Origin of the sequence: Pseudomonas sp. UBA2684 (assembly GCA_002354655.1) — a bacterium.
Taxonomy (GTDB): Bacteria; Pseudomonadota; Gammaproteobacteria; order Pseudomonadales; family Pseudomonadaceae; genus Aquipseudomonas.
This window is the reverse complement of record DELY01000058.1, coordinates 29,633-56,584: the sequence shown is the minus strand read 5'-3', so window position 1 is coordinate 56,584 and position 26,952 is coordinate 29,633. Positions and strand designations below refer to the sequence as shown.

The following is a 26,952-nucleotide window of genomic DNA, read 5'->3' as shown; positions in this document are numbered from 1 at the left end:
ATCTTTCGCGGCTAAAGCCGCTCCCACCTGACGGCTGTCTGCATCAACAGTTAACGGGTACAGAGCCAATAAAAAAGCCCGCCAGGTTGGCGGGCTTCATCCAAGCGAATCACTGATCAGACGCGGAACGCGCCAATCAGCTGCTTCAGTCGCGACACCAGCTCGGACAACTCGCGGCTGGCCTGCTCGGTCTGGCTGGCGCCTTCGGCGGTGCGCTCTCCGGCGTGATTGATCTCGACGATATTCTGGTCGATGTCATGCGCCACCGCCGTTTGCTGCTCGGCAGCCGCGGCGATCTGCTGGTTCTGGTCGACGATCATGCCCACCGCGCCGAGGATATTCTCCAGCGCCAACTGCACTTTGCCCGACTCGTTGACCGTGCCATCGGCCATTTGGTGGCTGATGTTCATGGTTTTTACCGCCGCGCCGACGCCGCCTTGCAGCTTGGCGATCATCGTTTCGATTTCCTGGGTGGAGTGCTGGGTACGCTTGGCCAGGTTGCGCACCTCATCGGCCACCACGGCAAAGCCACGCCCCTGCTCGCCCGCACGCGCGGCCTCGATGGCGGCGTTGAGCGCCAGCAGATTGGTCTGCTCGGCGATGCCCTTGATCACATCCAGTACCTGACTGATCGAGGCGCTGTCGCTGGCCAACTGGTTGATCACCAACACCGACTGATCGATCTCGCCCGCCAAGCGCTGAATACTGCCGACCTGCGATTCGACCAAGGCCCGCCCGCTGACGGTTTCCTGGTTCACGCTGTGCGCGCTGTCCACTGCGGCGGCGGCGCTGCGCGCGACTTCCTGGGCGGTGGCCGACATCTGGTTCATCGCCGTGGCCACCTGTTCGATCTGGCTGCGCTGCCCCGCGACCGCCTGGTTGCTCTCGCCGGAGACCACTTCCACCCGATCGGCCTGACGCTCGACCTCGGCCACGGTCTGACCGACGCGCTCGATCAGGTCATGGATTTTCTGCACGGTCTGGTTGAACACCTGGCCCAACTCGCCCAGCTCATCTTGGCTTTGCGCCGTGAAGCTGACCGTCATATCGCCGGCCGCCACCTTGTCCATCACCTCGCCGAGGCTCTTCAGGGTGGTGCGCGTCGACACATAGAAGCCGCCATAGAGGTAGCCGATCAACAGAAACACCACCACCAAAGCCACCACCAGCAACACCATCTGCCCGCGGTTTTCCTGTAAGCGCTCTTGCAGCTGCTGATCGAGGAAGACCAACACCGCATCGTTGAACTGATAGGTCTTGCCCATCGCCGCGCTGACCTCGTCATAGAACTGCGGCCACGGCGTATCGAGGGTGTCGGCGATCACCACCTTGTCCTCGAACAACAGCGCACTCTCCTTGAGGGTCGCCTGGCTGGCAGTCGCCAGGCTTTCCAGCGCGGCGCGGGCCGCCGGGCTGGCACTGAGCGCTTCCTGCACATTCAGGCCGTACTCGGCGTGCAGCTTTTCCAGCTCCAGCAGCAGCTCATCGAACTGCGTGCTGGCCGACGAATTGAGGAAGCCCTGGCCCAGCGAATAGGCGCCAATCGCCCGCCCTTCGCTCAGCGGCGCGGTAATCAGCGGCGTCACCACGGTGATCAACTCGGTCATCTGCCGCACTTCGCGCTGCCGGTCCTGGCTCAGCCCGGCCTGGCTGGCAACCAGTTTGATGAATACCTGCGAGCTGCCGAGCAGTTTCTCGGCAATCACGGTTTTGCTTTGCAGCGACGTTTCGTCCTGCACCGCCTGCAACCCGGCAATCATTTCATCGCGCTTGCTGTTGAATTCGGCGATCTGCTCGGCGTCATACACCACCGGTGCCAAGCCCTTGAGGGTGTCGCTCAGCGAGCCCTGCAGGTTCGCGACGCGCGTCTCCAGATCACCCGCCTGACCGGACTGGCCGATCATTGCGTTGATCTCCACCAAATCGACGTAACTTTCCAGCTCGCGGCGCAGGGACAGCGCTTCACCGAGCAGGTCGAGACTTTCCAGGGCGGCTTGGGTACTGACGAATTGGCGGTAGGAGTCACGCACCAGGTAGAAGTTGGTGACCAGCATGGGCAGGAAGAACAGGACACTGATCAGGCTGAACTTCATGCCGAAGCTGAGGCGGTTCATTAGCGCGATGGCCGGATACAACACGGTCTTCACAAGACGTCTCCAGTTCTAATTATTGTGGTGTGCGTTCCAAGGTTGGCCGTGCAGAATCCCAAATGACCGCCGGTACGTCCCTTGCGGCTCGACCTGTGGCGCTCGCATCAGCGCGGTGGATACAGGCAAATTAGCGTGATCTATCTCACAGGAAATCCGTCGAGCGCGGCGTCTTATATACCTGTTATCGACCCCAATCTCTGTAACTTAAGGTTAAGCATGCGCAGCCAGACGCGGCCCGAAACGGCCAAAAAATCAGCCGGACGTCCCGCTACAGCGCTCAATCTGCCTGCACAGGCAGTACCGACACACATATTCAACTGAGTCGCACGGGGCGCGACGAGAGGCGATGGGGCAAGCCAGCGGCCCGCGCTACTGCATGCAGCGGTCGGGCCGGCCAGGCGCACAGGTGGCGACAGCAAAGATCACGGCCACCTGGCGTGACGAGTGAGTTAGAGAAACAGCGTCCACACGGCAAACAGCGCGTACCAAAGCACAGCCGCACGCACCAGCAGTTGCCACAGACCGTCCAGGCTGCTGACGCCGTCCTCGCCGATAACCGGCGCCGGCGTTTCACTGGCTGCGCGGCCCACATTGATCACCAACTGTGCGGCGGAAATATCCCAACTCAACAACTCGTGCAGCAAGGCTCGGCTGACGGCGGCGAAGTTACCAACCAGGGCAAAACTCGCCGCCAGCACCCGCACCGGCAGCCAGTCGAAGGCGTGACGCAACTGCACCGCACGCTCACGCAAGACCGCCTGCTCGGCGTGCTCGGTCATCAAGGCGAACAAACGATAAGCCAGTGCCGCCAATGGCCCCAGCAGCGCATACCAGAAGATCACGGCAAAAAAGCTTTGGTAGGCCTGCCACACCAGATGCCCTTGCACGCTTTGCAGCAGCGCGCCCTCCTCGTCCGCCTCCACCGCCAAATCACGACGTGCGACCAGGTAGGCGGCCTCGCTGTCACCGCGCCGCCAGCTGTCGCGGAACGGACCGAGCGCCGCCTGCAAATCGCCACGTCCCAGGCTGTAAATCACCACCAGCAGATGCACCGGTAGCGCCAGCCAGCCATAGGCCAACGGCTCCAGCAGGGTCAACAGCAGCGCCAACGCGACCAATGGCAGCACCACCAGCAGGACCATGGCCAGCCACGGACTCTCGATAAAATCCGCTTGCCGCTCGGCCTTGGCCAATAAACGCAACCACGGCCCGTCCTGTTGGATCATGCTGCGCCAGGCCGAGAACTTCTCCACCCAGAGCACCAGCAGCAACACCAGGAAACTCATAACTCCTCCTTCTTATCCAGCAGTGCGGCGCGCAAACGAGGCCAATCGAACGCCGGTCCAGGGTCAGTCTTGCGAACCGGCGCAATATCACTGTGCCCGCAGATACGCTCTAGGGTGAGCGCCGGATAGGCCCTTTGCAACTCAAGGGTCAACTCAACCAATGCGGCATATTGCGCATCGGTAAATGGCAATTCGTCGGTGCCCTCCAGCTCGATACCGAGGGAAAAATCGTTGCAATTGTCCCGCCCCGCGAAGCTCGATTGCCCAGCATGCCAGGCGCGCTCGTTGCAGGAGACAAACTGGGTGACGCAGCCGTCACGCTCGATCAGGAAATGTGCCGACACTTGCAGCGCGGCAATCCCGGCGAAGTAAGGATGCTCATCGACGGGCAAACGGTTCTGAAAGAAGGCCTGCACCCGACCGGTGCCAAACTGCCCCGGCGGCAAGCTGATGTTATGGATCACCAACAGGGAAACTTCCCCCTGCGGGCGCGCATTGAAATTGGGCGAAGGGCAGTGGCGAGCATCGCCGCACCAGCCACTGAGAGGATCCAACTGCATAAAGGCTCCTTGAACGAGCCCTCACTCTAAAACAGCCAGGCAGCAGGGCCAAGCGCCAGCCCTGCTGAGCGCAAAACCACGGGACTTCGACTGCCTGCCGTGATTGATGCGACACCGGTGTGCCCGATCAGCTGTGTCGGCTGGTGCACGCTGATTTGCGGGAACAGTCAGAACCGGCGCGACGCAACCCAGCATGGACGACGTGAAATCACGCTGTGGTGGGCGCAGCCTTGGCCGCGAGTTGTTCAGGTGCCCAAAAAACTCGCGGCCAAGGCCACTCCTACCCAGTCAGTGCACGGTTCCTACTGGGCAAATATAATCTGCCAAACCTGCCGCTCTGCTTTCGCGGTTAAAGCCATTTGAGGCGCCGGAGCGCATCAACAGCTAACGAACGGCTACAGAGCCTTATTGAGAGACGGCACGCCAGAGCAGTCTCAATCAGGCGCCTTTGAGTTTGCGCAGATTGCCGATCACCGACTCCAGCGCGCGGTCGAACAACAAAGCATCGTCGAGTAAGCGAATGGCACTGCGGCGGAACTCCACCGCCAGTCCCATGCGGGTTTTCTCCAACACCTTCATCCCAGTGCGGTTGACGAAGATGAACTTACCCGTCGGCTTGATCACCGCCGCCAACTTGCAGCGCAGCTTGTGCTCGTCGTCTTCCTGAAACTCGACCCAACTGCCAACCCGCAGGTTATCGACCTGCATCAGGGCTTCGTCGTCATCCGCCAACATGACTTCCGGCTCATCGACGCGGCTTTGGCCCGGCGCTAACAGGATGATCTCCTCGATCACCTCGACCATCGCCGGTGCATCCGCGGCATCGGCCGGCGGTAGCTCCAGCAAAGGCAAATCGAGACCGGCCTCCGCCAGCGTGGCGCGCTGTTCGTCATCGATGTCGAACCCGGCCGACTGTTCCGCATCGGGCTTATCGGCTTCCGCCAGCGGCCGCTTGAAGCGCTGGAAGGCCTGCACGTGCAAGGCTTCCAACTGACTGAAAAAATCACCAGTGGAGAACGGGTCGAACGCTGCGCTGGCCATGCCTTCACGCAGAGCCTTGAGCAGCCCCGGCACCAGTTCAAGCAAGCGCAAGCGTGCTTCCGGGCCTTCGTGTGGCGCCACACTCCAGACCAAATCATCCATGGTTGCCAGCGCCGCCTGCCACTCGTCGGAATTCACCCCGTGCTTGAGGCAGGCCAGCATCAACACCTTGCTCCAGGCTTCTTGCAGCAAGCGCACCACCACTTCCGGCAGCTTCTTGCCCAGCAACCGCTCATTCAGCGCTTGCTCGACCTGACGGCGCGCCAACTCGGCCTTGGCGCTGCCCTCTTCGGCATCGCGGGTGCGTTGTTCGAGCAGCTCACTACGGCGGCGTTCGTCGCCGGTAAAGGCGAGAAAATCGGCCAGCAGCTCGGAGAAAATCACCGGATCATCGGCAAAATCGTTGAGCAGGCGCTGCACCACCTGCTCGATCTTCTGATACAGGCTGTCGCGCTGGCTGTCGTCCTGTTCGCCCCAGCCGAGCGCGGCCGAGGCAATCTCGTTGAGCAACCGCCGCGCAGGGTGGCTGCCACGGCTGAAGAAGGTCTTATCGAGCACCGCCACCTTGAGCATCGGGATCTGCAAGCGACCGATCAGCGCCTTCAGCGAATCCGGCAGCGTACGGTCATCGAGAATGAACTCGAACAGCATCGACACCAGGTTGATAACGTCTTCATCGACCTCGCCCACTACCCGCGCCTTACCACTCTTGGCACTGGCGCGCCCCAGCAACAGTTCAAGCTGTTCGCGCAGGTCGAAATCATCGCTGACCTGTACCGGCGCACGCTGCTGCATGTGGGAGAGCAGGCGCATCAAATCGTTGCTCGAGATCGGCAGTGCATCGGCCGGCATCTCGCGGCGCGGCATGGCGCCGCCGCGCGCCTGCGACAGCAACTCTTGCAGGGCGCCAAACACCTCTTGCACCCCGTCATCGACATACCCGCCGCCGCCCAGCCCAGACGAGTCGCCGCGCGCACCGCCGGCAGCCGATGCCGCACGACCGGGACTGCGCCGCGCGGGGGTCGATTTGAGTTCGGGCAGCACGCCGGCAGCGATCAACGCCTGATTCGCTTCGGCAAAGAGCTGATCCAGATCGCTCAATACATATTTTTCGAACAGCTTGAGGATGATCAGCTTGACCTTGATCTCCACGCCCAAGCTGCTGCACGCGTCGAGGAAGAACGCACAGAGCGCCGTCGGCCCCAGTGGGTTGGTTTTATCGTCCAGTTTCTTGCTGACCAACGCATTGAGCCGGGTGGTCAGGTGGTTGAGCGCCATGCTGTCGCGGCTCACGACCTTGGCAACCATGGCATCCATCGCCACGGACTCCTCCAGCTCATCGTTCTGTACCAGCGACAAACTGTCGTACGACACCGCATCAAGGGGCGCCGGCTTACCGATTTCGTATTGATTGAGGGTGGCGAAAGACTCGAAGACCTTCTGTAGAAAACCGCGCTCGATATTTTTACGCTTCAAGCGCAAATCGCGCATCGCCTCGAAGAAGGTATTCTGCTCGGCATTGCTGGTCGCCCGATCGGCCATCTCGAATAGCGTATCGTCAGCATTGTCGAACAATGCCTGCAGCGCTTGCTTGAGCTGCTGCGCGGCTTTATCACGCACTTGAATGAGCGCCACGGGCAGTCTTCCTACCGGCGAAGTGGGCGATTGCTCAGGGGCCACCTTGTTCAGGTGCACCACATTCGCATCAGTCTTCATTGTGAGTCTCCTGCAGACTGCCCCTCTTGGGCGAACCGATCTGCACAGCGATCAACTGAGCGTCATCCGTAACGTCAAAGGCCTGGCGTCAATGTTCGTATAAAGTAAAGCCATTATAGGGATGCATCCATGCAGACCCACCTGACTTTTCTCCCAGACATGACCCAAGTCACAGATGTAACCCACCCGCCTCGCAACGGCTACCGGCATGCGACCAACGCAATCGAACCCAGGCAACGCCCTGAAGGTCATGCATCACATGCCACGACACGCTGCTGTGAGAGCGATCTTGACCGAGCTGTTCAGGCAGCCCAAAGAGCTCGCGGCCAAGGCCTCTCCTACCCAGCCAGCGCACGGTAGCTCTGTGCGCTTAAAGCCGCTCCCAGCAGACGCCAGACGACCTCAACAGCGAACGGGTACAGCGGCCGTGACGCCTCACGACGCATCGATTCAGTAGCCGACAAGCGCTCACTCGTCATCCCTACACAGTAGCAGCCCACAGAAAAATACAGCGCACCGGCAACCCGATTCCTTAAGCGACCACTGACGCGCCCTCGATGCAACGCCGCAATCTCGCTGCACCCAGCGCCGGCAATCCCTATAATCGCCCGACTCAGACTGTGGAGCCCGCCATGCCGAACCTTACCCTCGTCGACCTGACTGCCGAAATAGAGGCCAATGTGCGCCGCGCCCTGGCCGAGGACATCGGCAGCGGCGATATCACCGCCCAGTTGATCCCCGCCGAGCGCTTGGCCCACGCCACCGTCATCACCCGCGAAGCCGCAGTGATCTGCGGCACCGCGTGGGTCGATGCGGTATTTCGGCAACTCGACCCACGCGTCGCCGTGCACTGGCAGGTCCGCGACGGCGAGCACGTCACGCCCAAGCAAACGCTGTTTCACCTGGAAGGCCCAGCCCGCGCCCTGCTCAGCGGCGAACGCAGCGCCCTGAATTTTCTGCAAACCCTGTCCGCCGTGGCGACCCGTTGCCAGCACTACGCCAACCTGGTGCAAGGCACCGCAGTCAAACTACTCGACACCCGCAAAACCCTGCCCGGCCTGCGCCTGGCCCAGAAATACGCAGTCACCTGCGGCGGCTGCCACAACCACCGCATCGGCCTGTACGACGCCTTCCTTATTAAGGAAAACCACATCGCCGCCTGCGGCAGCATCGCCGCCGCCATAAACGCCGCCCACAAAATCGCCCCCGGCAAGCCGGTGGAAGTCGAAGTGGAAGACCTGGAAGAACTGCAACACGCCCTGGACGCTGGCGCCGACATCATCATGCTCGATGAACTGTCGCTGGACGACATGCGCCGCGCCGTCGCCATCACCCAAGGCCGCGCCAAACTGGAAGCCTCCGGCGGAGTCAACGAAAGCACCTTGCGCGCGATTGCCGAGACGGGCGTGGACTATGTCTCGATCGGTACGCTGACCAAGGATGTGAAGGCGGTGGATTTGTCGATGCGCTTGAGTTTGTAAATTATGTAGGACGGATTAGCCACGCAACGGCGTAATCCGCCATGCCCCATACACGCAAACGCCCCGCACAAGGCGGGGCGTTTGTGTAAACCGGAGCACGATGGCCGAACGGTTCACGGTAAACGGTGGAAGCGCCTTTGGCGATTCCACCCTACGATCTACTTGCAACTTGCCGGACGGAACTTAGCATCGACGGTACCACCGCACACCCAAGTAATTTGGCCGTTGGCAGCTTTCGTACCAGTCATGGTAATAGTACCTGTAACGTCACCCGTACCAGTGGCAGTAATTACGCCGGCTGTATATGCAACGCCGGAAACATAATCCGAAACTTGCGTCTCAACAGCAACAGCAGCGGGCATCGTAGTACCAGTTTCCAATGCCGCTACTTCAGAGACAGTAGTACGAGCAGAAGATGCAGCCAATATCACCTCAGAAACCTTGGCACGAGTGGTGTAATCCTGATAAGCCGGCAATGCAATGGCGGCCAAAATACCGATGATCGCCACAACGATCATCAATTCAATCAGGGTAAAACCTTTTTGAGCTTTCATGGAATCTCTCCTAAATATGGATAGGTCCGACGACCTGCTCAACACAATGCAGCCAGCGTGCCAACTATCTCAAACCAACCAATACTGGTGATATCCAAAACTCAGCAACTTAGCGATCGTTACCCTGCCGGCACTAACTGCCATTTTTTGTCACCCACACTCGGCGCGTTTGGCAGCCAGGATCAACTACGTTATAAGGCAGGCACAGCTTATGGAGCCTGCAATGAACGAAAGCGTATCCCTTACCGGCCTGGCCAAGCAGATGGTGCTGTCGGAACTGCTGGATGAAAAAACCGCTCAGCAGGCGCAACAGCAGGCGCAACGCAATAAACTGTCGCTGGTCACCTACCTGGTACAGAACAAACTGGTAAAAAGCCGTGCGCTGGCGGAACTGGCCGCGGAGCAGTTTGGCGTGTCCTTTGTCGACCTCAACTCGATTGACAAAGAAGGACAACCCCGCGAGCTGGTCAGCGAAAAGCTGGTGCGCCAGCACCGGGTACTGCCGCTGTGGCGCCGGGGCAATAAGCTGTTTATTGGCGTATCCGACCCGACCAACCACCAAGCCGTTACCGACATCCAGTTCAGCACGGGGCTAAATACCGAAGCCATTCTGGTGGAGGACGACAAGCTCGGCGAGGCTATCGACAAGTTTTTCGACTCGGCCGCTAGCGGCATGGAAGACCTCGCCGATGTCGATCTTGACGGCCTTGATGTCCAGGCCATCAATGATGACAAAGAGGACAGTGCTGCTGGCGAAGCTGCGGACGATGCCCCCGTGGTGCGCTTCGTCAACAAGATGCTGCTGGATGCGATCAAGGGCGGCGCCTCCGATCTGCATTTCGAGCCTTACGAGAAAACCTACCGGGTGCGTTTTCGCACCGACGGTATTCTGCATGAAATCGCCCGGCCGCCGATCCAATTAGCGCCACGAATTTCCGCACGCCTCAAGGTGATGGCGGCGCTGGATATTTCCGAGCGACGCAAGCCGCAGGATGGGCGGATTAAAATGCGCATCTCGCAAAACAAGTCTATCGATTTTCGTGTCAGCAGTTGCCCAACGCTATGGGGCGAGAAGATCGTGATGCGAATTCTCGACCCCTCCAGCGCACAAATGGGCATCGATGCACTGGGCTATGAAGAAACGCAGAAAAACCTGTACATGGCGGCGCTCAAACAACCGCAGGGCATGATCCTGGTGACCGGCCCTACTGGCTCGGGAAAGACCGTGTCGCTGTATACCGGCCTGAATATCCTCAATACGCCCGATGTGAATATCTCCACCGCCGAAGACCCCGTGGAGATCAACCTGGAAGGCATCAACCAGGTCAACGTCAACCCCAAGCAGGGCATGGACTTCACCGCCGCACTGCGCGCCTTCCTGCGCCAGGACCCGGATATCATCATGGTCGGCGAAATCCGCGACCTGGATACCGCGTCCATCGCCATCAAGGCCGCCCAGACCGGGCATATGGTGATGTCGACTCTGCACACCAATAGCGCCGCCGAAACCCTGACCCGCCTGCGTAATATGGGCGTGCCTTCGTTCAACATTGCCACCTCAGTCAACCTGATCATCGCCCAACGCCTGGCACGCAAACTGTGCAGCAGCTGCAAAAAAGAAGTACAGATCCCCCGTGAAGCACTTCTGGAAGAAGGCTTTCCGGAGGACAAAATCGGCGCATTCAAGATTTATGGCCCCGTTGGTTGTGAAAACTGCAACGGCGGCTACAAAGGTCGTGTCGGGATTTATGAAGTGGTTAAAAACACGCCCGCCCTGCAGCGGATTATCATGGAGGAAGGCAACTCCATTGATATCTCCGCGCAAATGCGCAAAGACGGCTTTAATGACCTGCGCACCTCAGCCCTGCTGAAGGCCATGCAAGGTGTCACCAGCCTCGAAGAAGTGAACCGCGTGACAAAGGACTAACCGATGGCCGTGAAAGCAATAAAAACCAGCACTTTTGCCTGGGAAGGCACCAACAAGCAGGGCGCCAAGATAACTGGCGAAATAAGCGGCCAGAATCCCGCCTTGGTGAAAGCGCAACTGCGCAAGCAAGGGGTCAACCCGACCAAGGTACGCAAAAAATCGGCATCGCTGTTTAGCGCTGGCAAAAAAATCACCCCAATGGACATCGCGCTGTTCGCGCGGCAGATGGCCACCATGATGAAGGCTGGCGTTCCGCTACTGCAGTCGTTCGACATTATCGGTGAGGGGCTGGATAACCCGAACATGCGCAAGCTGGTTGACGACATCAAACAGCACGTGGCTGCGGGCAACAGCTTTGCCGCCGCCCTGCGCACCCGCCCGGAATATTTCGATGACCTATTTTGTAATCTGGTGGACGCTGGCGAACAAGCTGGCGCCCTGGAAAACCTGCTAGATCGTGTGGCGACCTACAAGGAAAAAACCGAGGCGCTCAAGGCCAAAATCAAAAAAGCCATGAACTATCCAATCGCGGTGGTGGTGGTGGCCATCATCGTTTCGGCTATTTTGCTGATCAAGGTGGTGCCTCAGTTTGAATCGGTCTTCGCCAACTTTGGTGCCGAACTTCCCGCATTCACCCAGTTTGTCATCGGCATATCCCAAGCACTGCAAAAATGGTGGCTTTTTATTCTAGTCGGTATGTTCGCTGCAGTTTTTGTCTTGAAAGAAACCAATAAACGCTCAGAAAAATTTCGCAACTGGATCGACCGCACAGCCCTCAAGGCACCGGTTATTGGCGATATCATTTACAAGTCCTCCGTGGCCCGTTACGCCCGTACCCTGGCTACCACCTTTGCGGCGGGGGTGCCATTGGTCGAGGCGCTGGACTCAGTGGCGGGCGCGACCGGCAACATCGTGTTCAAGAATGCGGTTTATAAAGTCAAACAGGATGTTACGTCTGGCATGCAGTTGAATTTCTCCATGCGCAGCACTGGCGTCTTCCCGTCTATGGCGGTGCAAATGACCGCTATCGGAGAAGAGTCGGGCTCACTGGATATGATGCTCGACAAAGTGGCCAGTTATTACGAGGCAGAGGTCGATAATGCGGTGGATGGCCTGACCAGCCTGATGGAGCCAATCATCATGTCGGTGCTAGGCATACTGGTCGGCGGCCTGATTATTGCCATGTACCTCCCCATCTTCCAGCTCGGCTCTGTCGTTTAATCTATGCAAGTGATCGACTTTCTGGCCAGCCATATGCTGGCCTTTGCTTTATTTGCCCTGCTTATCGGCCTGTTGATCGGCAGCTTTCTCAACGTCGTCATCTACCGCTTACCCAAGATGATGCAGCGCGACTGGCGCGCCCAAGCTCGCGAGATTCTGGAGTTGCCGGCCGAACCCGCAGGCGCCACCTTCAACCTGATTCTGCCGAATTCCACCTGCCCGCAGTGCAGCCATGAGATCAAGGCCTGGGAGAACATCCCGCTGATCAGCTACCTGGCGCTGCGCGGCAAATGCTCCAGCTGCAAAACCCCGATCAGCGCACGTTATCCGCTGGTGGAGCTGGCCTGCGGTGTGCTGTCGGCTTATGTCGCCTGGCACTTCGGCTTTACCTGGCAGACCGCCGGCATGCTGGTGCTGACCTGGGGTTTGCTGGCGATGAGTTTGATCGATGCCGATCATCAATTGCTACCGGATGCCCTGGTTCTACCGCTGCTGTGGCTGGGGTTGATCGCCAATTACTTTGGTTTATTCACCAGCCTGGAAGATGCCCTGTGGGGTGCGATTGCTGGCTACCTCAGCCTGTGGTCGGTGTATTGGCTGTTCAAGCTGGTGACCGGCAAGGAAGGCATGGGCTATGGCGATTTCAAGTTGCTGGCCATGCTCGGCGCTTGGGGTGGCTGGCAGGTGCTGCCGCTGACCATTTTGCTGTCATCGCTGGTCGGCGCCATCCTCGGGGTGCTTATGCTGAAGATGCGTAACGCACAAACCAGCACACCGATTCCCTTCGGTCCGTACCTGGCGATTGCGGGCTGGATCGCTTTGCTTTGGGGAGATCGGATCACCGACACCTACTTGCAGTTCGCTGGGTTTCGCTAACCCGTAGACGCGGGTTAGCCAGTGGGGGCGCGCCTACACTACAATCGTCGCCCTGTTGATGACTCACGAGCTCCGCATCCGATCATGAAACCCTGGATTCTCGGCCTTACCGGCGGCATTGGTAGCGGCAAGAGCGCGGTCGCGCAGCGCTTTGTCGAACTGGGCGTGCACCTGGTGGACGCCGATCACGCCGCCCGTTGGGTCGTCGAACCGGGCCGACCGGCACTGGCCAAGATCGTCGAGCATTTTGGTGAAGGCGTCTTACAGCCAGACGGTCAACTGGACCGCGCGGCGCTACGCAGCCTGATTTTCCAGAATGCAGAACAGCGGCGCTGGCTGGAAACCCTCCTGCATCCGCTCATCGGCCAGGAAATCATGCAGTACCTGGCACGCGCAGAATCGCCTTACGCCATTCTGGTGTCACCGCTGTTGATCGAGTCCGGCCAACACCAGTTGACCCAACGGGTTTTGGTGATTGATGCCCCCGAACAGTTGCAAGTGCAGCGCACCATGCAGCGCGACCAGACCTCGGCCGAGCAGGTGCAGGCCATCCTCAAGGCTCAAGCCAGCCGCGAGGAACGCTTGCGTCATGCCGATGACGTACTGGTCAACGACCGTGACGTGGCGTGGCTGAAAACCGAGGTCGAACGCCTGCACACTTTCTACCTGACCTTACGCGGAGGCCGATCATGAGCACCCCCACCACCGTTGCCTGCCCGACCTGCGGCGCGCCCGTCGAATGGGGCCCGCAAAGCCCGAGCCGGCCTTTCTGCTCTGAACGCTGCAAATTGATCGACCTGGGCGCCTGGGCATCGGAAGAACATGCCATCCCCGGCAACGAGCTAGAAGACGATTTATTCTCGGGCGACCTGCCGCCGCGCCCACACTGAGCAGCTCACTCGCGGGCTTCGCACAACGGTGGACAAGGCTGCGCCATGTCACACCCTACGTAGGGCACGGGGCAAGCATGCAGCCGGCCCGTCAAACACTGGCGCACACGCCAGCTTGCGCAGACGCCGCACCAGCAAAAAGCCGAATCAAACCAGCCCAGATCATCAGTTGGGCGGGCCGTCGTCTTTCCATGGTGCGGCGAGGTAGCGGCTGCGATTGAAGGTTTCCAGCCAATCCGGGTAGAACACCACCAGCGCCGTCACGAGCATGCCGTTGATAAAGGCCTCGGGGAAGATCACCAGCCAGAGGTAGCCCACGAAATCCTCCAGCCAGGGCGGCATCGGAAACAGACCATCGAACCACAGCACGCCCAGGCCAAGGAAAATGCACGCCAAGGCCGCCAGCGCCGCCGGGAAGAAACCGCAGAAGAAGATGTACACGAACAGATTGCGCGGCTGTGCTCGCTCGACCCGCAGGGCACAAAGCTCGGTGATCCACACGGGAATCACCACCAGCAGCAGGCCATTGACCCCCAATGCCGACAGGTCCTGACGCCCCAACAGCAATAACCCGAGTTGCGCGGCCAGGCCGGCCAGGATTGCCAGCGGCCAATCGAGCAGCAAGGTCACTGCCGTCATGCCAATAAAGTGATACGACAGCCCCGAGTCGAAATCACGGCGCACCAACCACAGCAGAAACAGAGCGAACGCCGTACCGAAGAGCAGGTGCTGGCGCCGCAGATCGCTGACCAACTCCAGCCATGGCGCGCGCCACAATGCCCAGAGCAGCAACGGCCCATACAGCAGCCAACCGACAAGCTGGCTGGTAGGCGAAAGCAGTTCAGCGGCGATCATGGCAGGCGCCCCAACGTCAGGGAGATGGCTGGCGCCAGTCTACACCGCAAGATGCCAGCCATGCCTGTGATACCGAGGGTGGACAAGGCTGCGCCATGCCCCCACACAAACCCCATCGCCCCGTAGAGCGGACATACCGAAGGTTTGTCCGTCAGATGGCAACGCACGTCTCGACACCAGGGGTACCAAGCAACACCCTGGGCGGGCTAAGCTGAAACCATGGATGACTCCGATTATTTGCGCCTGCTCACGCACCAAGCAGAACAGGCCAACGCGTTTCTCTCCAACGCCCGCAAATGGGAGCGTGAGCGTTGGGTGTGCCAGCGCCTGCTGCAAGCCCTGAACATCGCCCACCGGCTCGACGAATTCAGCGCCGCCGGGCAGGAGCCGCCTGACGTTCTGTTTCGCGAAGCCAGTTTTGAAGTGTTTTTCGTGCTGGATGAAGGCCGCCGCCTTAACGATGAGTGGCGAGCCGAACTGGAGCGTCGCCGCAGCGCCTTTTCACTGAGCCAACTGGTGCGCCGCGAGGCCAAGCCACGGCGTATTCCCGCAGCCGAACTGCAGGCCCGTCTGGCGCCGACCCTGCGCAAGAAAGCCCACAACTACCGCGAACGCGGCCTCGACCTTGGCGAGCTGGACCTGCTCGCCTACGTCAACCTGAAGCGCGCCATCCCCGACTTCAACAGCCACTTTCCGCCACCCACCGAATACCTGCGTCAAGGCTGGCGCTCGCTGTCACTGGTCGGACCGACCTTTACCCGAGTATTGTTCGCCCACCCCGATGCGCCGGATTTCCTGCGCAACAACCTTGGCCGTAGCGTGCTGTTCGATGTGGGAATAAGCCTGTGAGTCCACTGCAAGAACTGCTCGCCGCCGTCCCGCAACAGGGCCAGGTACGCTGGATTGGCGTGCGCCCGACCTCGCGCGGCAACATGCTCGAACTGGAGGCCGTGGAAGCACGCCGAGAAGCCGGCCTGACCGGCGATCACAGCCGACCAGGGCCGCGCAATGCACGCCAAGTCACCTTGATCCAATGGGAACACCTGGCCGTCGTCAGCGCCCTGCTTGGTCGCCCTGCCGAGCAGGCGATCCAGCCCCAGGACTTGCGCCGCAATCTCGCGATCAGCGGCATCAACCTGTTCAGCCTCAAGGGCCGACGCTTCAGGATCGGCCAGGCTATCCTGGAAACCACCGGCTGGTGCCAGCCCTGCGCCCGTCTGGAAGAGCGCCTGGGTCTCGGCACCTTCCAAGCGATGCGCGGCCACGGCGGCATTACCGCGCGGGTCCTGCAAGGCGGCATTATTCGTCTGAATGACCACCTGTGCGTTGAGCCTTTGTGAACGCCACGGCTAGAATAGCCACCACTTACAGACCGCGTGAAAACTGCCGTGCCGGGTTTTCACAGGGCCTGCCCCATCGAGGTTCCTATGTCCAGCCGCCTGAGTCCTGACGATCAAAAACGTGTCGACCAGTACCTGAGTGCTCCCCAGCATCAAGTGCAACGCCAGCCGTTCAAGGTCTGGCGCCTGCTGTCGATCATTTTTGTTGTGGTGATCGGGCTGGGCCTGCTGAGCCGTTTGTTGAGTCAATTGGTGCTATGAGCTGCCTCGCGCTCGCCCAAGCGACTTGCCGCCGTTTTTTTCAAAGCCTTGTGAGAGTGTTCCATGTCCCATCGAATCGTGATCGTCGGCGGCGGTGCCGGCGGTCTGGAGCTTGCTACCCGCCTGGGTAGAACCCTGGGTAAACGTGGCCAAGCGAAAGTCACCCTGGTCGACGCCAACCTGACGCATATCTGGAAGCCACTGCTGCATGAAGTGGCGGCCGGCTCGCTGAACTCTTCGGAAGACGAACTGAACTACGTGGCCCAGGCCAAATGGAATCACTTCGAGTTCCAACTGGGGCGCATGGCCGGGCTTGAGCGTGCCGAGCAGCGCATCACGCTGGCCGCCACCCTCGATGAACGCGGCGACGTGCTGATGCCCGAACGCCAGCTGGGCTATGACAGCCTGGTGATTGCCGTCGGCAGCACCACCAACGATTTCGGCACGCCCGGCGCCGCCGAACATTGCCTGTTCCTCGATACCCGCGAGCAAGCCGAGCGCTTCCATCGCCAGTTGCTCAGCCACTACTTGCGCGCGCATGCCAGCCAAAGCGAACGCACCGAACAGATCAGCGTCGCCATCGTCGGCGCGGGCGCCACTGGCGTCGAACTGGCCGCCGAACTGCATCATGCGGCGCACGAACTGGCGGCGTACGGGCTGGACAGCATTCGCCCGGAAAACATGCGCATCACTCTGATCGAGGCCGGGCCACGGGTTCTACCGGCACTGCCGGAGCGCATCAGCCAGCCGGTGCACAAGACCCTGGAAAAGCTCGGCGTGACCGTGCTGACCAACGCCGCGGTCAGCGAAGTAACCCGCGATAACCTGCATACCGCGCAGGGCGAAACCATCGTTGCCAGCCTCAAGGTATGGGCCGCCGGTATTCGCGCGCCCGACTTCCTCAAAGACCTTGATGGCCTGGAAAGCAACCGCATCAACCAGTTGCAAGTGCGCCCAACCTTACAAACCACGCGCGACGACAACATTTTCGCCTTCGGCGATTGCGCCGCCTGCCCGCAACCGGGCAGCGACGGCCGCAACGTGCCGCCACGCGCCCAAGCGGCTCACCAGCAAGCCTCACTGCTGGCCAAATCACTGAAACTGCGCATCGCCGGCCAGGCGCTGCCGGAATACCGCTACCGCGATTACGGCTCGCTGATCTCGCTGGCGAGCTTTTCCGCCGTGGGTAACCTGATGGGCAACCTGACCGGCAGCGTGATGCTCGAAGGCTGGCTCGCGCGGGCCTTCTATGTATCGCTCTACCGCATGCACCAAATGGCCCTGTACGGCACCTTTCGTACGCTGCTGCTGATGCTCAGCGACCGCATTGGCCGCAGCACCGAACCGCGCCTCAAGCTGCACTGAGAATAAGGGTGGGCAAGGCTGCGCCATGCCCACCCTCACACAGCCCGCCAATCCCGTAGGACGGACATGCCGCCGGCTCATCACGCCAACGCCAGGGCAAAGCCGCGCCCACATCAACACACCGTCGAAGCCACAAAGCCGCCCGCGGCAAAAATCGCAGGCAATAAAAAACCCGCACTAGGCGGGTTTTTTACTTTCAAGCGTGCTTGAAATGGTGGGTCGTGTGGGATTCGAACCTACGACCAATTGGTTAAAAGACAATTGGCCCGGGAGCGTCTAGGAAGGGTCTCTAAGAACCCGCAGAAGCCCGGCCAGCTAGCTGTTGCAGCCTCTAATGAATTCACATTAGAGGCGCTCTACCATGAAAACCGCATCGATCGTATCGACCAAAGGTGGCCCTGGGAAAACCACAACAGCGGCCAGCCTCGGCGCTTTTTGCGCTGATGCCGGCCTAAGAACACTCCTGATAGACCTGGACCCCGTCCAGCCCTCACTTTCCTCGTATTACCCATTACTTGAAGAAGCGCAGGGCGGAATCTACGACCTGCTCGCCTTCAACGTGACGGACTGTACCCGGATCGTTTCCAGCACCACCATCCCGAATCTGTCGCTGGTGATCTCCAACGACATCAACAACCATCTGATCAACCTTATCCTGCAAGCTCCCGACGGCCGGCTTCGCCTGGCCAACCTGATGCCGGCGTTCGAAGACCATTTCGACCTGGTCCTGATCGACACCCAAGGCGCCCGCTCGGCCATGCTGGAGATGGTTGTCCTAGCCTCCGACCTGGCTATCTCCCCTCTACAACCGAACATGCTCACCGCCCGCGAATTCAGCCGCGGCACGATGCAGATGCTGGATGGTCTACGCGCCTATGGACGTCTGGGCTTGAACATCCCACCGGTCCGCATCGTGGTCAATTGCCTGGACCTGACCGCCGACGCCCAGATGATCTACCAGTCGGTTCGCGAGATATTCCAGGACAACCTCGAGATCAGCGTCCTGGACTGCACCATTCCTGCAGCTGTTGTGTTCCGCAACGCCGCATCCCGTGGAATCCCGGCGCACCGGCTCGAATACCGCCAGCCATCCAACCGCCAATCTCCGTCCGCGCTCAGCATCATCCGCAGGCTGGCGATCGAAGTCTTCCCCGAGTGGCGCGACCGCTTTGAGTCCGTCACCGAGGAGACGATGGCCGCGCTGGTTAAAGGGGGGCGCTGATATGGCGAAGTCCTCCATCACCGAAGCCAAGAGCATCACTGCCGAGGCGATTCTCAAGCTTGGTCAGTTCTACAGCGCACAGGAACTGCGGGGCATGCAGTCGAAACTGACCGGAGCAGTTCGGGAAGTCCGGGCGCTAACCGGAAACAAAGGCCTGATCGCACGAATTGGCGAGTTGCTGACTCACGAACAGCGGCAGTTGCTTCGCGATGCCGCGAGCTTGGTCGAGTCGGTAAATTCCAACCTGGAGCACGCCAAGGAGAAGCGCCTTCGCGACGAAAAAGCAGCTGCGGTAAGGCTGAAAGAGCGTGAGTTGCAAGCGAAGCAACTCGTGAGTGAATCGTTTCCCCTGCCTTGCGACACTCCGGAGCAGATGCTCGAAGTAATCAGCCTAGGCCTGACTCTCAACCATGCCCGGGCTTTCCAGAGCTTCTACAGCCCCTGGGAGTTTTCTCAGAAGCTTCGGCAATCCGCGACTCTCCCACCTCAAACCAAGCCATTCCGAAATGACTGGGGCTTGGAGAAAGAACTCAAGCATCAGGCCTCTTACCTGCGGGACGACATCCGCAGGGAGCTTACTGATCTCCTCGCACATAACATCGACAACATGAGCGTCAAGGACAAGCACGCTGTCCTGCAGGCAAAGATCGCGGAAATTCGTACACGTGTCCTCGAGCAAGAGACCGAAACTCTTGGCGTATGGGCCGCGGCCCTCGCCTCCCTTGAAAAGCGGGAGGGCGAGTAATGGACAAGCAGAAGGTCCTCAACAAAGTGGCCAAGCTCATGGCGCTGGCCAACTCGAAGGGGGCAGCCCCCAACGAGGTGGAAACCGCGCTCCGCCAAGCGCGCAGCCTGATGAAGCAGTACAACCTGGAGATCATCGAGGTTGCAGCTCACGCTGTCGATGAGGCGAGTGTGGTCACCAACACCCGCCGCGCCCCCCAAGACTGGCTGCACACACTGGCATCAATCTGCGCGACCGCCTTCGACTGCAGCCACCTTGCCTATTTCAACCCCCTGTGGGGCTGGTCGTTCAAGTTTCTCGGCAAGGGCATTTCCCCAGAACTGGCGGCTTACGCCTACTCCACCCTTCACCACCAGCTGGTCGCCGCTCGCCGTGATCATGTTGCCCAACAGAAGCGCTGCCAGCTGAAGACCAAGCGTCGGCGGGGCCAGTTGTTCGCTGAAGGTTGGCTAAGGGCCATTTCCTCCAAGGTTGCCCAGTTCGCCGACGGCATGGACGAAACGACCCGGGAGGAGATCAAGGCCTATCTGGAGATCCATCACCCCCAGTTGAAGGAAATCACCATCGAACCGCTGAAGTCCAAAGGTCACGACAGCGGATCGCTTCGTGCCGGCTGGGACCAGGGCAAAAAAGCGAACCTGCATCGCGGTGTCGCACAAGAACGCCAAGCGTCCCTGGCCTATGGAGGTGGCCAATGATGCATCTCGACCTCTCCCCTCCTCATTCGGTGGAGGCTGAACAAGGTGTCCTGGGCGGCCTGATGCTGGATAACAACACCTGGGATCTCATAGGGGACCAACTGCTTGCCGAGGACTTCTTCCGCCACGAGCACAAGATGATCTTCCAGGCTGTTGCCGGCCTCGCGACGAAAGGCCACCCGTTCGACATAGTCACGTTAGGCGAGGCGCTGGCTGAGCCGGCAGAGGTCGGGGGCCTGCCCTACCTCGTCGAACTGGCCAAGAACACCCCCTCGGTGGCCAACATCGAGCATTACGCCAACATCGTGCGCAATCGTTCGCATCTACGTCGCTTGATGTCTCTGGGCTACCTCTGCTCCAGAGAAGCATCCGATCAGCAGGCGGACGCGTTCGAAGTCCAGGAGTCCGTCGAGCAAAAGCTGTTCGCCCTTGGCCAAGACCGCAGCGCTTCCGAGTTCATCAACCTCACCCAATGCATCACGAATGTCATCGAGAAGATTGATGAGCACTTCAACGGCAATGTGACGGTGACAGGGGTGGCATCCGGCCTGGGCGACCTGGATGAGCTGACCGCAGGCTTCCAACCTGCCGACCTGGTCATCCTAGGTGCTCGGCCGTCGATGGGTAAAACGTCCTTGGCCCTTAACTTCGTGGATACAGCCCTGCAGAACAAGCCCCAGGAAACCGTTCAGGTTTACAGCCTGGAAATGCCGGCTGAAGCGCTGATCTACCGATTGATGGCCATTCTGGGTCACCTCGATCTCGGCAAGCTGCTGAAAGGCCGTCTGGATGATGACGACTGGCCGCGGTTGACAGCGGCTGTCGCACGGATGCACGGCTACGGCGATCGCCTAGTCATCGACGACTCCTCCGGTCTGACGCCAACAGCCATACGGGCCAAGGCTCGCCGCGCTGCGCGCCGGTTCGGCAAGCCCGCTCTGATCCTGGTCGACTACCTGCAGTTGATGCGCTGCCCCGGGCAGGAGAACCGGGCCAACGAGATCAGCGAGATCTCGCGTGCCCTGAAGGCCTTGGCCAAGGAGATGAACTGCCCCGTCGTCGCCCTCTCCCAGTTGAACCGGGACCTGGAGCGCCGCCCGAACAAGCGCCCCATCAACGCGGATCTCCGTGACAGCGGCGCCATCGAACAGGACGCCGACGTGATCATGTTCGTCTACCGCGACGAGGTCTACCACCCAGAGACCGAGTTCAAGGGCATCGCCGAAATCATCATCGGTAAGCACCGCAACGGCCCCACTGGGACGGTGCGCACCGCGTTCATTCCTCACCAGACCCGCTTCGCGAATCTCAGTGCCAACAGCGATTGGCAAGGAGTCCATGCATGACCACCACCGCCCTAACACCGCTGACGCACCATTGCCGCAATTGCGATGCCCACCATCCGCGCCATCAGGTTCGCCAGTGCATTCATGCCGAGAACACGCCTGAAGGTGAGGTCGAGGTGCTGGTCTGCCCGATTTGCGGTAGCTACGACCTCGAGCAGCTGCAGGAGGTCGATCGTGCACAGTAGCGCAGCCCACTTCCCGTCAATCCCAGCCAGCGTCCATTTCGACGCTTCGGCGGTTGCCCATGCCCACCGCGTCGGCGTGAATGCCTTCGAGCTCGATGCAATCGCGCAGGTGATCAGCCGGCTGGCCCGTGACGACAGCACCGTAGTGCCGGCGAGCATGCAAGCCGACCTGACCGAACTGCAGGAGCTCGGCTACGTCGAGCTGTCTCCAACCACCAGCGGAACGGTGTCGGTCAATCTGCTTTGCCCTGGTGCTCTCCTGTCGAGTTACTTCTGGTCGGTCTGGGTGCCACGCCACCTGCTGGATCGCGCCTTGAAGGTGTCTGTTCTGCCCTACCTCGACGCCCAGTCAGAGGTGCAGCACTGCACCGTGGTGTTCCGCATTCCTGGCCCCCGCGAGGCAACCCGCGAGTTCCTGACGGACTTGAGCACGAAGTTCCCTGGCCATGAACCCGAGATCATCGCCATCCAGGTCGGCAACGGCCTGGAGGACAAGGAGCGGACGGAATGAGTACCGACCCAGTTTCGCGACCAGTTGACGCGCCATTGAATCGAACCCGACCGAATTTGGAGATTGCCATGGCCAACAAGCCGCAACGCAAAGAAGAAGAAAAGTTCGTCGTCCGCTTGCCTGCCGGCATGCGCGACCGGATAGCCATCAAAGCCCGCGTCAACTCACGTTCGATGAACGCCGAGATCGTTCATCGCCTCGAGCGGGCTACCGAGCTCGAGGTCGAGCTGGAGCGCGCGCACCAGGTCATCGACAGGCTGCTGTCCGGCTCGAAGGCAACAACTGCTGAAGCTCTGGAGTCCAGAACATGACAAAGCCCACCGTAGCCTCCCTGAAGGACAAACTTCTGCAGCCCGGCTTTCAGCCGCTGTCTCCCGCAGCCCAGCGTTTCAGCGATCCGATCGCCGACACCCCGATGGTGCTGACCCTGGACGATATCCTTCCCTACGACTCGAACCCCAGGACCACCCGCAATCCGAAGTATGCGGAAATCAAGGAGTCGATCCGGCAACGCGGGTTGGACGCCTCGCCCCCAGTCACCCGGCGCCCCGGGGAAGATAAGTACCGAATTCGCAACGGTGGCAACACGCGACTGGCCATCCTTAATGAGCTCTACCGCGAGACCGGCGACGAGAAATACTTCCGCTTCAACTGCCTGTTCCGCCCCTGGGATCAGGCCCGCGGCGAAATCATCGCACTGACCGGTCACCTGGCGGAAAACGATCTGCAGGGCCAGCTCATGTTCATCGAGCGGGCTGTTGGGATCGACAAAGCTAAAGCCCTCTATGAGGAAGAGGCAGGCAAACCCATTTCCCAAAGTGAATTAGCCCGCCGGCTAAGCGCTGATGGCTATCCGGTCTCCCAGCCCCACATTAGCAAGATGCAGGACACCATCCGGCACTTGCTTCCCGCTATCCCTGGGGTCCTTTACTCCGGACTTGGAAAACCCCAGATCGAGAAGCTGCTATCGCTACGCAAGACCGCACTGCAGTGCTGGGAACGCCACAACAAAGATGAAAGCATCGAGTTCGAGATGCTGTTCCAAGATGTCCTGGCCCAGTTCGAGGGTGACGCCGAGGAATTCCTGTTCCAGCGTTTCCAGGACGAGCTGATCGCCCAGATGAAGACTCCGCTGGGCATGGGCTATGAGGCCATTCTCCTGGATATTACCCAGAACCAGGATCAGCTTCGACGCTCTACCCCGGTGGTGAGTCTGCCTCAGACGCTACCCCCTTCCCCACAGCCGGAAGCAGATATCCAGCAACCGCTCGCGCCACCGGCGCCGAGCAAAACAGAGCTGCCGCAGAACGCCCCAAGCGATGGTCTGCTGCCCGACACCCACAGCACGGATGGGAGCGCTACACCTCCGCCGACCAACGAGGCCCCTGCTCGCCAACAGCGGAAAGTTGCGCCGCCAGCTGTAGAGCAGATGACCCAGGATGAGCGTCAAGCACGGGTCGACGGTCATGTGGCCAGCCCGATTACGACCTCGCCTCGCGTCCAGCAGATGAAGCAAAAGCTGGCCGCCTTGGATGGCGAGGTTCTGCCCGACTTCAATGCGAACGCCCTGGTGGCCATCCCTGTGCAGGCAGGAGGTCTGCACCCCATTTCAGACCTCTGGTACATCGAGCGCGACATCGACACGCCAGACGTCCTGCGTCAGCACATTGCCGAACTGGCCCGTGAGATCGCCAGTTCGGTGGACGCCCCGGGCGAGTTCGTCGACGTAGCCGGTGGGATCGGCTTCCGCTATCGCCATCCGGCGGAAGATGTCGAAGTCACTGCTACAGCCCAACACACCCTGACGCTGCTTCAGTCCCTCAGTGGCTCGATGAGCATAGCCCTGAAAATGCTCGAGGAGCACCCCGAACAGAAGGACGCACTAGGCGAATTCGAGTTCGCTGCAGGCCTCGGCCAGATACTGCTGGGCCAGCCACTTGCCAAGGACCAGAACCCTGGCGACTCCGGCCGACTGAGCGACGGCGCATTGGTGAAGCTATTTCGCATCGTCCGCCTCGCTCGTCGCCTGATTGACCTGGAAATCCAGGCCTTCAACGACACAACACCACCAACCGACAGCTGAGTACGGACAATCGCAGGAGGGAGTCGCAATGTCCAAATCACCGATCAACGAGGCCATCCTGTCGCAGGTGCTCAATCACATGCGCAATGGTCAGCTCAGGCGGTGCATTGAGATGGGATTGGAGCCAGAGATTCTGGCCCAGCTCCAGCAGCCCGCGGTGCTGAGCCTTCTCCTCAACACCCCTGTGTCTTGGTGCCACGTCACCATCGACACGGAGATGGTGAAAAAGCTGCTCACCGGCGCCGAACGCTCTGACGAAGAACTACGCATGATTGAGCGCGCGCTCCGTCTAGGTGCCACTACGACCATGCTGCAACAGTTTTTCGGCCTGTCTCCGCAGGATGTGGCGCTGCAGCGCCTCATGATGGGCGTCCGTGTTCGTCGCGGTCGCTGGCGGGAGTTCAGTGAAGACCAGGACGCCCTGCTCTGGTACCGCTGGACCCACCTGATGAAAGAGCACCAGGTCGAGATCAAGGACAGCCTGGCCATGCTCGACATCGCCATGATGGTGGCCGAGGAGCTGAACACCCCCCAGGAGCCGGAGGCCGAAGACAGTACCGAAAGCCTCAGCCTGGCCATCATCTGGAACCGTATCCAGACCTGGATCAACGAAGGTTTATACCCTCCATCCCGGGAGAACTCTTGGAAGCCCAGAAAACTTCACCTGGTCGCTTCCCAGGCGCAACGGCAACAGCAGCTTGCATTGGCCTCGGTGGAAGGTGACCCCGACCTATGAAGCTTTCGCGGTTTCCTATTTCCACGCTCCTGGACTCGGCCACGGGACACCTTGAGGCCCATTTGCTTCAAAAGAAGGAGAAGGCAGCAGCCGGGGCCACCTCCCCCTCTTCTTACTCCGGCATCATCTTCAGCGGGAACCCTCACGAGACGGTGCCCCGCCGTTTGCTGCTGGATGACCGACTGACGCCTCTGGAGCGTAATACTTGGCAAGTATTCCGTCTTCTGGTCAATGAAGATGGCATTACAGCCTTCCCGACCTACGACCAGCTTCGCCCCTACCTGGGCATGCACCCGGGCAAACCCGCATCGCGAGAAACCATCGCCAAGGCGCTGACGGTCCTCCGCCTGACCCGCTGGCTCAGTTTGGGCCGTCGAGTGCGCAACGACCTCAGTGGACAGGTTCAGGGCAATGTGTACCTGCTTCACGACGAACCCGTCAGCCCAGCTGAGGCGCTGGAGTTCGACAGGGACTACATGCAGTTGCTCGGCCAATCCCTGGAACATCCCAACCGTGCGATCCGCGAGGTGGCCGAGATCACCTGGCGTGAATTCGCCAGCGACCACGACGTTGGGCGACGCCTTCCCTCCAGAATGGAGACGGTTGAAGACCGTTTGAACAGCCAGCAGTGGGCAATCGAAAGCAACCTGGCGGCACTGCCAGCACCTGAGTTCGGATTCCGAACTCAGCCTGACATCACCCCGTCTGCACTGAGTTCGGAGTCCGAACTCAGTGACAACTCAGCAAATCAAGGCACCTTGGCCCTCAGTTCGGAATCCGAACTCAGCCAGAAATCACAGAGTTCGGCCTTAGTTCGGAATCCGAACTCATATAGTACGTATACAAATACACACCATGATGTATGTAAAAGCTCTGTACCGCGCGCAGAGCGGGACGTCATGGCTCGGTGGCTGCTCGGCCTGGAACGCTTGCCATCGGAGCAGAAGTTGAAGGCCGTGAGTGCCATGCAGCGAGTGCCTACCGAGTTACGGCCAGCTGTCATCGAGCAATGGCTGCATCGCTGCGACGCCGGCGGGGTTCGCAATCCATTGGGCTACTTGCTCAGCTGCGTTCAGCGGGCTATTCGTGGGGAGTTCAACGTTGACTGGCGACCCTATACCTCACCACCTCCAGCGGACCCGACACCAGGAGCAGTAGCGGTTGCTGGCCCCCCAATACATCCCCCAGCCCGGAGCGGTACTGCATCAGCTGCGGCTGCGGCTGCGGCTGCGGCCAGAACACCTGACACGGTGCGAACGGCCAGGGAGCAGCTCAATGCGATGCAGCACCTGCTGAGGCCGCGACTGGTCGGCACAAGCCAGACGTGAACGACCAGAGTCAATCATGCAATGGGAGAGGAGAAACTGAATGGAAAACGATAGGACCAAGCTGATCAGATCCGGTTTGAGGGGCATGATGGTGGATCTGCTTGGATTGCTGCTAGGGGTACCGCTGATGATCCTAGCCTTGGTAGCGATCCTGATATGCGTCTTCGTGGTGGCGGTAAGCTTTACAGGGATCGCGGAATTCCACCCCCTGCAAATCTTCGGAGCAAACACAGTTGCGGCGGTGGTTGTGATAGCGATGCTGTATGCCGCCGCTATCCAACTTCACCGCTCACTCCCGGATTTGCTGATGAAACGAGGCAAAGCATACGAACGGGCGAAGAACGTGGCATTGGCACGGAAGCGTCTTGCGTCTCGCGGTGCCTATACCGACCCGCGTCGCAATATCTGACCAAGGCCTAGCCAGCGGAGATGACGGACAACTGAGTGGTTTCAGTGGAACCACTCCGACCAGGACCAGGCAGAGGCACCGACGGGCAGCCGGGTTATTCCACTGGAATAACTCGACCAGACCAAGACAGCGGCACCGACGGGCAGCCGGGTTATTCCACTGGAAT

The 26,952-nt window shown here is 60.1% G+C and carries 26 protein-coding genes and 2 pseudogenes; 21 read left to right on the top strand and 7 right to left on the bottom strand.

What is annotated here, in order from left to right; all coding sequences use genetic code 11:
* Positions 1-116: 116 nt before the first annotated feature.
* The 5 genes and pseudogenes from B3M58_RS22680 to B3M58_RS21675 all read right to left on the bottom strand — a co-directional run.
* Positions 117-689 (bottom strand): annotated as a pseudogene (locus B3M58_RS22680) (methyl-accepting chemotaxis protein); the annotation flags it as partial.
* 282 nt (positions 690-971) lie between these two features.
* Positions 972-1,178: pseudogene (locus B3M58_RS22675) on the bottom strand (HAMP domain-containing protein); the annotation flags it as partial.
* A gap of 1,421 nt (positions 1,179-2,599) precedes the next feature.
* Positions 2,600-3,436: a regulatory signaling modulator protein AmpE gene (gene ampE, locus B3M58_RS21685; protein ID WP_296222397.1), complete on the bottom strand. Its 837-nt coding sequence runs from the start codon at positions 3,434-3,436 to the stop codon at positions 2,600-2,602.
* On the bottom strand, positions 3,433-3,996 hold the full coding sequence (gene ampD / locus B3M58_RS21680; protein WP_296222396.1) for a 1,6-anhydro-N-acetylmuramyl-L-alanine amidase AmpD: 564 nt from the start codon (positions 3,994-3,996) through the stop codon (positions 3,433-3,435). Before ampD ends, ampE begins: the two co-directional genes overlap by 4 nt.
* A gap of 438 nt (positions 3,997-4,434) precedes the next feature.
* Positions 4,435-6,753, bottom strand: a complete 2,319-nt coding sequence (locus B3M58_RS21675) for a DUF1631 domain-containing protein (protein WP_296222395.1) — start codon at positions 6,751-6,753, stop codon at positions 4,435-4,437.
* 632 nt (positions 6,754-7,385) lie between these two features.
* On the opposite strand from B3M58_RS21675, the gene nadC reads away from it, so the two are divergent.
* Positions 7,386-8,234 (top strand): carboxylating nicotinate-nucleotide diphosphorylase, encoded by an 849-nt coding sequence (gene nadC / locus B3M58_RS21670; RefSeq protein ID WP_296222394.1) that lies wholly within the window; start codon positions 7,386-7,388, stop codon positions 8,232-8,234.
* Positions 8,235-8,392: 158 nt separating this feature from the next.
* Here the strand turns inward: nadC and B3M58_RS21665 are convergent, their stop codons facing one another.
* Complete coding sequence (locus B3M58_RS21665) at positions 8,393-8,788, bottom strand: pilin (protein ID WP_296222393.1); 396 nt, start codon at positions 8,786-8,788, stop codon at positions 8,393-8,395.
* 223 nt (positions 8,789-9,011) lie between these two features.
* Between B3M58_RS21665 and pilB the strand changes: the two genes are divergently transcribed.
* From pilB to yacG, 5 genes are all read left to right on the top strand, one after another.
* The gene (pilB, locus tag B3M58_RS21660) at positions 9,012-10,715 is read left to right on the top strand and encodes a type IV-A pilus assembly ATPase PilB (RefSeq protein WP_296222392.1); all 1,704 of its coding nucleotides are present in this window, start codon (positions 9,012-9,014) and stop codon (positions 10,713-10,715) included.
* Positions 10,716-10,718: 3 nt separating this feature from the next.
* On the top strand, positions 10,719-11,936 hold the full coding sequence (locus B3M58_RS21655; RefSeq protein ID WP_296222390.1) for a type II secretion system F family protein: 1,218 nt from the start codon (positions 10,719-10,721) through the stop codon (positions 11,934-11,936).
* A gap of 3 nt (positions 11,937-11,939) precedes the next feature.
* Positions 11,940-12,812, top strand: coding sequence for a prepilin peptidase (locus B3M58_RS21650; protein ID WP_296222388.1), 873 nt, complete (start codon positions 11,940-11,942; stop codon positions 12,810-12,812).
* 81 nt (positions 12,813-12,893) lie between these two features.
* Complete coding sequence (gene coaE / locus B3M58_RS21645) at positions 12,894-13,505, top strand: dephospho-CoA kinase (RefSeq protein WP_296222430.1); 612 nt, start codon at positions 12,894-12,896, stop codon at positions 13,503-13,505.
* Positions 13,502-13,702 (top strand): DNA gyrase inhibitor YacG, encoded by a 201-nt coding sequence (yacG, locus tag B3M58_RS21640; protein ID WP_296222387.1) that lies wholly within the window; start codon positions 13,502-13,504, stop codon positions 13,700-13,702. Before coaE ends, yacG begins: the two co-directional genes overlap by 4 nt.
* Positions 13,703-13,867: 165 nt before the next feature.
* Here the strand turns inward: yacG and B3M58_RS21635 are convergent, their stop codons facing one another.
* Positions 13,868-14,557 (bottom strand): energy-coupling factor ABC transporter permease, encoded by a 690-nt coding sequence (locus B3M58_RS21635; RefSeq protein ID WP_296222384.1) that lies wholly within the window; start codon positions 14,555-14,557, stop codon positions 13,868-13,870.
* Between the two features lie 219 nt (positions 14,558-14,776).
* Between B3M58_RS21635 and B3M58_RS21630 the strand changes: the two genes are divergently transcribed.
* The 15 genes from B3M58_RS21630 to B3M58_RS21560 all read left to right on the top strand — a co-directional run bounded on the left by B3M58_RS21630 (position 14,777) and on the right by B3M58_RS21560 (position 26,786).
* Complete coding sequence (locus tag B3M58_RS21630; RefSeq protein WP_296222383.1) at positions 14,777-15,406, top strand: DUF1780 domain-containing protein; 630 nt, start codon at positions 14,777-14,779, stop codon at positions 15,404-15,406.
* Positions 15,403-15,897: an MOSC domain-containing protein gene (locus tag B3M58_RS21625; protein WP_296222382.1), complete on the top strand. Its 495-nt coding sequence runs from the start codon at positions 15,403-15,405 to the stop codon at positions 15,895-15,897. Before B3M58_RS21630 ends, B3M58_RS21625 begins: the two co-directional genes overlap by 4 nt.
* A gap of 87 nt (positions 15,898-15,984) precedes the next feature.
* Positions 15,985-16,158 carry a DUF3094 family protein gene (locus B3M58_RS21620; RefSeq protein WP_296222381.1) on the top strand — a complete coding sequence of 58 codons (174 nt, stop codon included), beginning with the start codon at positions 15,985-15,987 and terminating at the stop codon, positions 16,156-16,158.
* Positions 16,159-16,221: 63 nt separating this feature from the next.
* On the top strand, positions 16,222-17,523 hold the full coding sequence (locus tag B3M58_RS21615) for an NAD(P)/FAD-dependent oxidoreductase (protein WP_296222380.1): 1,302 nt from the start codon (positions 16,222-16,224) through the stop codon (positions 17,521-17,523).
* A gap of 361 nt (positions 17,524-17,884) precedes the next feature.
* Complete coding sequence (locus tag B3M58_RS21610) at positions 17,885-18,745, top strand: ParA family protein (RefSeq protein WP_025167030.1); 861 nt, start codon at positions 17,885-17,887, stop codon at positions 18,743-18,745.
* 1 nt (position 18,746) lies between these two features.
* Positions 18,747-19,490 carry a hypothetical protein gene (locus B3M58_RS21605; protein ID WP_296222379.1) on the top strand — a complete coding sequence of 248 codons (744 nt, stop codon included), beginning with the start codon at positions 18,747-18,749 and terminating at the stop codon, positions 19,488-19,490.
* On the top strand, positions 19,490-20,188 hold the full coding sequence (locus B3M58_RS21600; RefSeq protein ID WP_296222378.1) for a DUF2786 domain-containing protein: 699 nt from the start codon (positions 19,490-19,492) through the stop codon (positions 20,186-20,188). Before B3M58_RS21605 ends, B3M58_RS21600 begins: the two co-directional genes overlap by 1 nt.
* Positions 20,185-21,534 (top strand): replicative DNA helicase, encoded by a 1,350-nt coding sequence (dnaB, locus tag B3M58_RS21595; RefSeq protein WP_296222377.1) that lies wholly within the window; start codon positions 20,185-20,187, stop codon positions 21,532-21,534. The genes B3M58_RS21600 and dnaB overlap by 4 nt, the downstream gene beginning before the upstream one ends.
* Positions 21,531-21,719 carry a hypothetical protein gene (locus B3M58_RS21590; RefSeq protein WP_296222376.1) on the top strand — a complete coding sequence of 63 codons (189 nt, stop codon included), beginning with the start codon at positions 21,531-21,533 and terminating at the stop codon, positions 21,717-21,719. Before dnaB ends, B3M58_RS21590 begins: the two co-directional genes overlap by 4 nt.
* On the top strand, positions 21,709-22,230 hold the full coding sequence (locus B3M58_RS21585; RefSeq protein WP_296222374.1) for a hypothetical protein: 522 nt from the start codon (positions 21,709-21,711) through the stop codon (positions 22,228-22,230). The genes B3M58_RS21590 and B3M58_RS21585 overlap by 11 nt, the downstream gene beginning before the upstream one ends.
* A gap of 68 nt (positions 22,231-22,298) precedes the next feature.
* Positions 22,299-22,541 (top strand): Arc family DNA-binding protein, encoded by a 243-nt coding sequence (locus B3M58_RS21580; protein WP_025167036.1) that lies wholly within the window; start codon positions 22,299-22,301, stop codon positions 22,539-22,541.
* Positions 22,538-24,313 (top strand): ParB family protein, encoded by a 1,776-nt coding sequence (locus B3M58_RS21575; RefSeq protein WP_296222370.1) that lies wholly within the window; start codon positions 22,538-22,540, stop codon positions 24,311-24,313. The genes B3M58_RS21580 and B3M58_RS21575 overlap by 4 nt, the downstream gene beginning before the upstream one ends.
* Positions 24,314-24,341: 28 nt before the next feature.
* Positions 24,342-25,049, top strand: a complete 708-nt coding sequence (locus B3M58_RS21570) for a DUF2857 domain-containing protein (RefSeq protein WP_025167038.1) — start codon at positions 24,342-24,344, stop codon at positions 25,047-25,049.
* A complete protein-coding gene (locus B3M58_RS21565; protein ID WP_296222365.1) occupies positions 25,046-26,377 on the top strand; it encodes an STY4528 family pathogenicity island replication protein in 1,332 nt (443 codons plus the stop codon). The genes B3M58_RS21570 and B3M58_RS21565 overlap by 4 nt, the downstream gene beginning before the upstream one ends.
* A 40-nt stretch (positions 26,378-26,417) precedes the next feature.
* Complete coding sequence (locus B3M58_RS21560; RefSeq protein WP_296222363.1) at positions 26,418-26,786, top strand: hypothetical protein; 369 nt, start codon at positions 26,418-26,420, stop codon at positions 26,784-26,786.
* Positions 26,787-26,952: the final 166 nt, after the last annotated feature.